We start from the raw sequence: 10,084 nt of genomic DNA on the forward strand, positions 1-10,084 counted from the left end.
AGCCGCAGTAGGGCGGAAGTGGTCAGTCCATCGCGGTCGTCCGCGATGTTCGGTTCGCTCATCTTCGTCTTCTTAGCGGCCTCGGTGGAGACCATCCAGATCGACAGGGTGACCGCCCGACATCACGGCGGCGGCAGCTGCCCCCGACGAGCCCGGTCACGAACGAATGCCAGCGGACCGGCGGCCTCGGCTACCCACGAGTACCAGATGTCAGTCCGGTTGGCTGCGCCTGTGGCGGCGAAGAGGTCAGTGAACTCGCGCCCGTCGGCCAGCCGGACGGTGCCGCGCGGTGTCATCTGGGCCTCGGCTGGGCCGATCATCGGAGGCGGATTCAGCCGCAGCGAAGAGCCGGCCTCGACAAGGCCCAGCGGGACGAGGTCGGCCAACGCGACGTCATACACGATGGCTAGTCCGCGACGCGAGCGAGGCAGGCCGTAGGACGGCGCGGTCGACGCGACCGACGGGCCGGAGCCGAAGAAGCTGGTGGTGGTCTGAGTCAGATCCGCTGCCGCCACGAACGGCCGGATCCGGTCCAGCGCGTCGCGGATCTCCGGGTCAGCGCCCTCGGCCTGGAAGTCGAACAACTTCAGACCCGAAACCAGCAGGCGGAGTCCCTCGGTGTAGACGGGAAGCCCCCGTTCGACACTGACGAGCAGCGACTCACGGGCTTCTTCGAGGCGGGCGGGAACCGGTTCGTGGGACTCCTGTTGCTCCCGGATCAGTTGCCACGCGTGAATCAGCGCGCCGTCGGGCATCCACTGCATCCAGTTCGCGAGATTCCGGGGCCAGTTGTGTAGCCGTTCCAGGTTGCTCGTGCGAAGCAGGAAGTAGCCACCGACCGCTGCCCCCGCCGGATTCTCCGTTTTGCGATAAAGCAGGCCTTCGGCCTGGTCACTGATCTGTCCGGCGAGATTCATGGCCCCGACGGTCAGGTACCCCAGGGTCGCCTCGACGAGGTTGTCGTTGGTTGCCACGGTCAGCGTGACGTTGGGTGTCTGCTCGTCGCCCGCCGGTTGCACGGTCACTTCCAGTCCCTCGGCGGCGGGCAGCGCGACCATTCGCCACGGGATCCGCGGTCCGCCGATCTGCAGCATGTGGGGCCGGCGACAGGTGGGGAACAAATAGACGACGGCGTCGTCGTCCCAGTGGGCGACCGCATCTGGCCAGGGACTCACCCCCCACACACCGTCGACACGCGTCCAGAGCCGAACCCAGAGCGACTGGAATGCGGGCTCGGTGAATCTGCGGCCGCCGCCGACCGGCCCGCTCTTGAGGACCACGGTGCGTTGCATCGACTCGTGCGGTGAGATCTCCCAGAGGGCGATGTCGTGGTTGGGGGATCCGGGAGCGGAGGTGACTGTTTCCGTCAGCCGGTCGCCCGAGGGCAGCGTCACCTGCAGCGCGTACTGGCCGGCCGGCAGGTCGAAGCTGGAGCGTTGGTTCACACGGACGGTGCGCTGGTCGATCACGTGAAGGCCGTCGTCCAGCACGTCGACCACCACCGGAGCGCCTTGCAGAGCCTGTTCGTGGGACCGCAGGTTGAGATGAAAGCTCATCGGCTGACCGCCCTCAGCGTCTGTGCCGTGGTCGGCGGATTGATCAGTTCGGTTCGGCTCACCGGGTCGTATGTGTGGTCCTCGAACTCCGCGCCGATCCGGTAATATCCGGCCTTGACGGTGACATTCCATTTCTCCGGTATTGGCGGCTTGCGTTCAGTGCGTCCGGAGTGGTGTGGCTCGTAGAATAGTGTCGCCCGCCCGAGCGCGGGTTCGGGGTAGCAAGCCAGCGTGAGCTCGACGTCCGGGGGACCATCGAGGCGGTAGAGCACCGTCGGCAGGAATGCGGGACCTTTCGCGGTGGGCATCGGCCGTCCGGCCTCGGCCTCCACCAAGCTGTCGATCGCCATCGCGATGCGATCGGTGCGCACCACCCAGTCGGCGAATTCGTCGGTGACCGCCGCGCCGCCCTTCAACGCGTTTATCAGCGCCGCCGTGAAGTATGAGACGTTCTTGGTCCGGCTTCGGGCGGTCGCGAAAGGCGTTGAGGATTGCAGCGTGAGGTCGTGATCGCAGTGCCGCCGGCGCGTGGCGTCCGGCCGGTCGAGCGGATCCGCCGTCGCCCCGCCGAGGGGTACGGTCACCCCGGGGACCACCTCGCGGCAGGCGTCGATGAAGAAGCACTGGGTGCGAGGCGAACGCTGCAGGAATGCAGTGCGGGTGCTGTCGAACGCGAATGCACCGCGGAAGTGGTTCCCCTCGTACCGACCGAAGTCACTGGCCAGCAGCAGCTGTTCCTCGCTCTGGAGACCGTGCCCGCAGAAGTAGAAGACGGCGACGTTGTTCTCGTCGGTCGCGCAGCGCTCCTTCCAGGCGTCGTATGCCTCAGTGATCGAGTCGATCGTTGCGTCGAGATGGCCCGCCCTCAATCCGTCGGGTTCGGGATCCGTCGGTGACGGAGAGACACGGAGGTCGATGGAGGCGAGCGGGGCAGTCCACCGGTTCGGATCGCTTTCGCGGAGCCAACTCGCGAACGCCAGCGCAGATCGGGGCGGCGAGGTGAGCTGACCCAGGTTCCCGTAGCGCAGCGGATCCGTGATCGTCCGGCCGCCGCCACCGGGCAGGTGTCCATAGCCACCGACCCCGATGACCAGCGCGTGCATACACGGTCCCGGCCGGTCCGCCTCGAAGAACATCTGCGTCATGAGGCTTCTCCCAGCCGGGTCGCAAGGCGGTCATAGAAGCTTGGGCGGACGAAGTAGGTCGAGTGCGCGGCGAAGGCGCCCTTGCCGGTCGAGTACCGGAAATCTCGTACGCCGTCGAAGATCCTCTCCGTCGCAAAGCCCAGGATGTCGTTGAGATCGAAGACGTTGATCCAACGACCGACGCCGGGCGGCTTCGGAATCCGATCGGTGGCGGGGTTCGCGGGTGCCCGAACCGCGTCGAATAATCCCAACTCGGCGAACACCCCGACCTGGGACCCGACCGTCACGAGGACGTCGCAGGCCAGATCTGGCTGCAGACCGGACAGCAGGTCGTAGACGATGTTGCCGCCCATACTGTGTGCGATGACGATCACTTGCGGATCGTCCGTGGTGCATGCCTCGCGGGCGCGACGCAGATCGGTGGCGATGGTCGTCGCGATCGGCCCGTCGGCGCGGAGCCGCTCGCGCTGGCGAAGGTAGACGAGGATGTCGCCGAGGAACATCGACGCCGAGCGGTTGAGCGACGGCCGCAGAGCCTTGACGGCGAGCCGGCCGGTCATCCGCCCGGCCGCGCCCCGGATCCGCGAGAGACCCTCATAGACCCGCAGCAGAGCCCGGTCCGGCCCGAAGGCCTCCTCCTCGTCCGCGCTTTCGCTCAGGTCTTCGGCAAGCCGATTGATGACCTCGATGTCGTCCCGAGCGGTGTCCAACCAGGCCGGTCGGGATAGTTTCGCGGCGCGCACCGCAAGCCGCGCGAATCCGTCCGCCTCCTCCGGGTCGACATCGTCCGCAGCCGTGCCGAAGAGAAGGTCGATCCCGTCGGCGAACGAGTTGCGGGCCACCAAGAGGACGACGCGATCATCCGGTGGCGGCTCGGACTCCCAGACCTCGCCCAGCAGGATCGCAGGCGTCTCCTCGCCGGGCCCGAAGACCTCCTCGTCACCTTGCGGCAGCGAGGCATGCTCCCAGGCGAAGGCAGCGGCCTGGCCTCCCCAGTAGGGTGCGAAGAAAGAGACCTGGCCCGTTGCGGGCACGAGGAAGTTGCGCATGAGCGCCGCTCGCGCGGCCTCCGACTTCGCGTACCCGGGAGGGCGGCGCGTTGCAATACCGTGGACGAAGACGATCGGCATGGCACCACCTCCTCACCTGCATAGCCATTCGGCGCGGACCTTGCAACCTCCTTCGGCCAAGCTCCTCCTCCCTTCTCCGTACGACTTGAGTAGGACACGGCGCCAGCCGCAGTAGACCTGGGCTGAGGCTCTACGCCACCCCTCAGCACCCGCACGCCGAGATCCTGCTGAGCTTCCCCGGGCTCGGCATCCAGCTCGCCGCTCGGATCCTGGCTGAGATCGGGGACAACCGCACCCGCTTCGCCGACGTCCACGAACTGAAGGCACGCGCTGGCTCTTCGCTTGTCACCAGGGCTTCCAGCAAGAAGTCGGCCGTCACAAGACGGTGGGTGGAGAACGACCGGCTCAACCAGTCGGCTACCTCTGGGCCTTCGCCTCACTCCGCGCGTCTGTCGGAGCAAACGCCCAGTACCGACGACGCCGCGAGCACGGAGACCGACCCTCGGCCGCCCACAGGAACCTCTTCAACCGCATGATCAGACGGCTCTATCACTGCCTCCAGCACCGCAGGCCGCTCGACGAGCACATGGCGTCCCCGCCGAACTCGCCGCCGCAGCTTGACGCGTTGGCATCGTGAGGTGTATTCCTTCATGCCTTAACACTGCTTAACTCACCCGAAAAACACTGCTTAACTCACCCGAACCAGCCCGCTGTTCGAACCCCACCGACCATACGAGCAGATAGAGAACAGCCAGTTAACATGTCATTCGAGGTCCGGAGTCGAACGCTGCTCGAACTTGTTCGACGTATTCGCAGTTCAGCGGACGTGAGGACGGCCTCCGTCTGATCCTGTGCTCCGTCAGAGAGTCGATCGGCGCGAAGGCCGTGGTCGTGAGCCTGGAGCATCAAGGCGTCCTGCGGGATGCGCGTTCGCGGAAGTCTCACACATCCAGACGGAGTTGTACGCGTCCGACCGTCCGGGGCGACGCGTTGTTCGAGTTATGCGACGCCCTGCAGCGCACGCCTGGCGAGCCGGTGGAAGCGTCCGTCAGCCGCGGCCCAGTACATAGTCGTTTTCCGCGACTGCGTCGGTTGTACAGTGATCCGACGCGAGCTAGGGGTCGGGGAGTGACATGGGGCGCGTGGTTGCCGTCCATGGGGTCGGCAAGCAACTGTTAGGTGAAGAGTCCTTGTTGAAGGACTGGGAGCCGGCGCTTCGTGACGGTCTGCGTCGGGTTGGGGTGTCCGGGGGGAAGGCGCCGGACATGGAAATGGCCTTCTACGGTGACCTGTTTCGCCCGAGGCACCGGCATCTGGCAGTGGGTGACCCGCCCTATGGCGCGGTCGACGTGGCGGAGGGCTTCGAGCAACAGTTGTTGTTCTCCTGGTGGGAAGCCGCCGCGGCTGTTGATGAACGTGTGGTCCCGCCTGGGGCTGGAACGTTGGCGCGCACGCCGCGCTCGGTGCAGGCGGCCCTGCGTGCGTTGTCGAGGTCCCGATTCTTCTCCGGACTTGCGCTGCGGTCACTGGTTTTCGACCTGAAGCAGACCAGCCGCTATTTCTCGGATCCGGAGCTGAGGCAGCAAGCCTGCGACCGGGTGGCTGCGTTGATCGACGACGACGTTCAGGTAGTCGTGGCACATTCCCTCGGTTCCGTCGTCGCGTACGAAGCCCTGTGCGCCCGTGCTCCGCACGCCGTGCGTGCTTTCGTGACCGTGGGTTCGCCGCTTGGTGTGCGCATGGTGTTCGATCGCCTGCGACCAATTCCGGCATCGACCGGAGTCTGGCCCGGCGGCAAGGACCTGGTATGGACGAACGTGGTTGACCACGGAGATGTGGTGGCCCTGGTCAAGGACCTACGACCGCGGTTCGGCCCCGGAGTGGTCAATGTGGCCGTGCACAATGGCGCACACGCGCATGATGCCACTGCCTACCTCACAGACTGCGCCGTCGGCGAGGCTGTGGCCAAGGGGCTGGATGCCCGTCGATGACGGGATCAGGCGGTACCTGATCGCCGCTGCCACGACCCGCCACCTGCATCCGCGCGCCGCTGCCTGGGACCGTCCGGAACTGGCCGATGCCCTCGACCGTGTGGTGAGGCTCTTCACCCAGCAACTTGGCTATTGCCACGTTCCCATCCTCGGAATTGATCCGGCCAAGGGAGAACTGACTGAGAGGCTACGGAAGTTCTGCCGGTCGCCTGAGCGCCGACCGGACGATGTGATCGCGGTGTACATAGCCGGGCACGGTGAAGTCCTCGACGGCGGCAGACACGTTTTGCTCACTTCCGACACTGATCCCGATGATCTCCACGGTGCCCTGCAGACTCATGCGCTTGCCGACACGATGCTGCTCGGCACCGGCGTGCGGCGGGCCTTGCTCCTGCTGGACAGCTGCTACTCCGGACATGGCGGCCAGCAGGTCATCGCCACCGCGCTTGCCGGCATGCCACCTGAGTGGGGTGACGAGGGAAACACGGGCCTCGTGGTTGTCTCTTCGGCCCAGCCGAGTGAGCAGGCACTCGCGGGCGCCTTCCCGCATCTGCTCGAGGATGCGGTGCAAAGTCTCGGCACAGCCGGTCACGCCCCGACAGTGCTCGCCCTTGACGCGGTGGTGCAGCACATGAATGACCACCCGGAACGCCCCGGCTACCAGCACATCGGTCTGGCGCAGGTCGGACTGACGGGATCCGTGCCTCCCTTCCTGCCCAACCCACGTCATGATTCCCGGCTGGCGGACCTGGACCTTGCGCAGCAACAGGCCGCTGTGTGGGAGCGAATGGCCGAGCGGCGCGATGTGGAACTCCGCACACGGCTTTTGGTACGGGCCATGGGAAGTACGGAATCGAGGCCGTCCGCGTGGTGGTTCTCCGGACGACATCAGGCCTTGGCGGACATCGCTGCCTGGCTGGATGACGGCCCAGGGCAGCAGGACCGAGCGGTGCTCGCGGTCACCGCCGGGCCCGGGTCAGGCAAGACAGCCGTGCTCGGCCTGGTCGCCGCTTTGACACACCCCGAACGCCGCCAGACTGTGCCGGTTTACAGCATGGGGCTGGCTGTGCACCTGCTGCCCCCGCCGTCCAGCGTCGATGTCGCCATCTACGCACAGCACCTCAGCGACGACGATGTCCTCGGCGGGATTGCGGCCGCCGCCGAGGTCCGGGCCACGACAGTGGGTGAACTCCTCGATGGCATCGCGACGCGGGCCGTGACGCAGGGCAGAGCCTTTACCGTGATGATCGACGCGCTGGACGAGGCGGCTACACCCGACTCCCTGTGCGGCCAGGTGCTGCGCCCCCTGATCGAGCATGGTGAGGGGCGCATACGATTCCTGCTCGGTACGCGTTCCCACCTGCTGGATCGGCTCGGGCTCGGGCCAGGGCAGCGGATCGATCTCGACGCCGACCGCTACGCCGACCCCGAGGCCCTGCTGGCGTACACGATCCGCAATCTTGTAGAGGCGGATCCCGGGTCCCCCTTCCTCCGCTGCCGGAAAACAATGCGGTTGCAGGTTGCCCAGCATGTAGCCCAGGCCGCGGGCAGGTCCTTCCTGGTAGCCCGGACGACGGCCGGTACTCTCGCCCGCAGCCGGCGCCTTCCCGATCCGCTGGACGTGGCGTGGCGGGCGAGCCTGCCACGACTGCCTGGTGACGCAATGCGGCGTGATCTGACCGAGCGCCTTAGTGCGGACGACGCCCGCCGCGCCGTCGACCTTTTGCGTCCGCTGGCGTTCGCCGAGGGACAGGGCCTGCCCTGGGAGGGGGTGTGGGCCACTGTGGCGAGTGCTCTCTCCGGAAACGACTACACCGACGACGACCTGCTGTGGCTGCGGCGAGCCGCTGGTTCCTACGTGGTCGAGGCAACCGAAGTGGGCCGGTCTGTCTACCGCCTGTACCACCAGGCTTTCGCGGAGTACCTGCGCGAGGACGTCGAACCGGCCCCGGTTCACGCCGCCTTCGCCCACGCGCTGGCCAGCTGCGTTCCGTTCAGTCTGGAAGGTACACGCGACTGGCGGCGCGCTCACCCCTACATTCTGCGGCATCTGGCGGTACACGCCGCTGGTGGAGGAGTCCTAGACGAACTCGTGACAGACCCAGGGTTTCTCGTCCACAGCAGTCCGGACGCGCTCCTCTCGCATCTGCATACCCTCCGTTCCGACGCGGCACGGCTGCCCGCGATTGCCTATCGCACCACCATCGCGACTCATCGGAATGTCGGCCCTGATGAGCGGAGGCAGGTCCTTGCTCTGGCAGCCGCCCGTTACAACGCCGCAGAATTGATGTCCGAGTTCAACCACGGTGCCCCGCACCACTGGTGGCGGCCGGCGTGGGCAACTGGAAGCGTGCTCTCTCCAGCCCTGCGCAATGTCTTCGGCACGGCGGTCAGAGCCGTGGCGTGCGCGGAGGTGGACGGCCGTCCCGTCGCCGTGACGGGGGGCGAGGACCGGATGGTGCGGAGGTGGGACCTGCGCACCGGGCGGCAAATCGGTGAACCGCTCGTGGGCCACACCGGCACGGTGGACACCGTCACGTGCACTACGGACGGCGATTGGCCCGTCGCCATCACCGGTTCCAAGGACAAGACCATCAGGACGTGGGACCTGCGTACCGGTCAAGAGGTCGCAGTACCTTGGAGAGGCCGCGGGAGCCCGCAGGCCTCCGCCCCCGTCCTGATCGACGGCCGGCCAATCGAAGTCGTGGCGCTCCCCGATCACACGATGCGCATACGGGACGTGAAGTCTGGTGAGTGGACCGGCAAGGCCCTTGTCGGCCACATGAACAGGGTGTCCGGCGTGGTCTGCGTCGAACTCGACGAAGGCCCCGTTGCCGTCAGCGGATCGTGGGATGCGACGGTACGAGTCTGGGACTTGCGTACCCACCGGCAGATCAGCGAGCACAAGTGCGCCGGATTCGTCATGGCGCACTACTGCCAGGCGGTGGACGGCCGCACCGTCGCGACTGCCGTGGCGGGGCCGACGGGAGTGGTGCAGGTGTGGGACCTGCTTGAGGGCTGGCAGACCGGTACGCCCATGTCGGGACACACCAAGAACGTCGGCCGCGTGGCTTGCACACTGCTCGACGACCGTCCTGTCGCCGTCACGGCTTCCCATGACGAGACCGTCCGCCTCTGGGATCTGCGCACCGGCAGACCGATCGAGAAACTCTTCGGCCGGACCAGCCCCCTTCCGACGGTGGCCCCAGGCCTCGTGGACGGCAAGCCCGTAGACATCACCGTTACAGGCAACACGGCTCGGATACGGGACTTGAGCAACGGTAGACAGGTCGGTGAGATCACCCTTGAACACAAGGGGAAGGTGACAGGGGTCACCTGCACACTATTGGGCGGTCGTCCCGTCCTCGCCGTGACTGCCGAAGACGAATGGCCCTCCCTGAAAGACCGCCTCTCGCTGGACTATCCCAGTTTCCACACCAGGCCTCACACCCCTCCTCTCGCTCTACGCGTGTACGACCTCCATACACGCAAGTCGGTCGGGTATCCATTGGTGGACTTCCCGCCCGTCTGCCACTCCAACTGGCGGACCGCGGCGGCAACCACGCTGGTGCGTGGCAACCGCACTGCTGTCACGATCATCGCTGGTGGAGCCGTGCAGCGGTGGAGCCTGCGCACGGGCCAGGGCATTGGGAGGCCGCTCTCTGACGGTGTCAGCAAGACACTCACGGTGGCATCCGCCGTCTTCGGCGACCGGGCGTTCGCTATCACGGGCTGTGACGATGGAGTCGTGCGGCTCTGGGACCTGACCACGAGAGAAAAGGCGGCCCACCTCGTGGGGCACACCGGAGCGGTCACCACGGTCACGGGGACAGTGCTGGACGGACGCCTGGTCGCCGTGACTGGCTCTGACGACTGCACTGTTCGGATCTGGGACCTCATCGAGCAGCGTGCTGTTCAGACCATCCACCTGCCCGCTCCCTGCGAGGCGGTGGCAATGTCGGAGGACGGCACACTCGTATGCAGCTTCGGGCAAGACGTCGCCGTGTTCAGCAAGGCGACTTCCGGCGTCGGCGTATCCACGAATCACCCATAGCACCACTCAGCCCTCAGCCCTGCGGCGTTACTCAGCGCCCCACGGCCACCAGTCTCGTTGGTGTCCCGCAAAGTCTTTGTGTCTGCTGGTTGTTGATCCCGCCGTACGCGGCGCCGAAGACGAGTAGGACGAGGCCGAGGGTGAGGACGGAGTGGGTGAGTGGGGGGAGGGCGACGCTGAGGGAGAGGAGGATGGCGCAGACGACGGTGACCTGGTGGTTTCCGTAGCGGCGGCAGAGGCGTCCGGTGATCATCATGGTGATGACGGC

General features: G+C 66.4%; 5 protein-coding genes and 2 pseudogenes. 3 read left to right on the top strand and 4 right to left on the bottom strand.

Features of this window, described 5'->3' with window-relative positions:
* Window positions 1-122 precede the first annotated feature (122 nt).
* From ACWDR3_RS33710 to ACWDR3_RS33720, 3 genes are read right to left on the bottom strand one after another with little or no spacing between them, the layout of a single operon-like run.
* Complete coding sequence (locus ACWDR3_RS33710) at window positions 123-1,556, bottom strand: hypothetical protein (protein ID WP_450356349.1); 1,434 nt, start codon at window positions 1,554-1,556, stop codon at window positions 123-125.
* Window positions 1,553-2,701 carry a caspase family protein gene (locus ACWDR3_RS33715; RefSeq protein ID WP_450356350.1) on the bottom strand — a complete coding sequence of 383 codons (1,149 nt, stop codon included), beginning with the start codon at window positions 2,699-2,701 and terminating at the stop codon, window positions 1,553-1,555. Before ACWDR3_RS33715 ends, ACWDR3_RS33710 begins: the two co-directional genes overlap by 4 nt.
* A complete protein-coding gene (locus ACWDR3_RS33720; protein WP_450356351.1) occupies window positions 2,698-3,831 on the bottom strand; it encodes a hypothetical protein in 1,134 nt (377 codons plus the stop codon). Before ACWDR3_RS33720 ends, ACWDR3_RS33715 begins: the two co-directional genes overlap by 4 nt.
* Before the next feature lie 140 nt (window positions 3,832-3,971).
* Between ACWDR3_RS33720 and ACWDR3_RS33725 the strand changes: the two are divergent.
* The 3 genes and pseudogenes from ACWDR3_RS33725 to ACWDR3_RS33735 all read left to right on the top strand — a co-directional run.
* A pseudogene (locus ACWDR3_RS33725) lies at window positions 3,972-4,408 on the top strand (transposase); the annotation flags it as partial.
* A 496-nt stretch (window positions 4,409-4,904) separates the two neighbouring features.
* The gene (locus ACWDR3_RS33730; RefSeq protein ID WP_450356352.1) at window positions 4,905-5,762 is read left to right on the top strand and encodes a hypothetical protein; all 858 of its coding nucleotides are present in this window, start codon (window positions 4,905-4,907) and stop codon (window positions 5,760-5,762) included.
* The gene (locus ACWDR3_RS33735; protein WP_450356353.1) at window positions 5,749-9,816 is read left to right on the top strand and encodes a hypothetical protein; all 4,068 of its coding nucleotides are present in this window, start codon (window positions 5,749-5,751) and stop codon (window positions 9,814-9,816) included. The genes ACWDR3_RS33730 and ACWDR3_RS33735 overlap by 14 nt, the downstream gene beginning before the upstream one ends.
* Before the next feature lie 31 nt (window positions 9,817-9,847).
* Here the strand turns inward: ACWDR3_RS33735 and ACWDR3_RS33740 are convergent.
* Window positions 9,848-10,084: pseudogene (locus ACWDR3_RS33740) on the bottom strand (hypothetical protein); the annotation flags it as partial.

Source organism: Streptomyces sp. NPDC001002 (assembly GCF_053599215.1).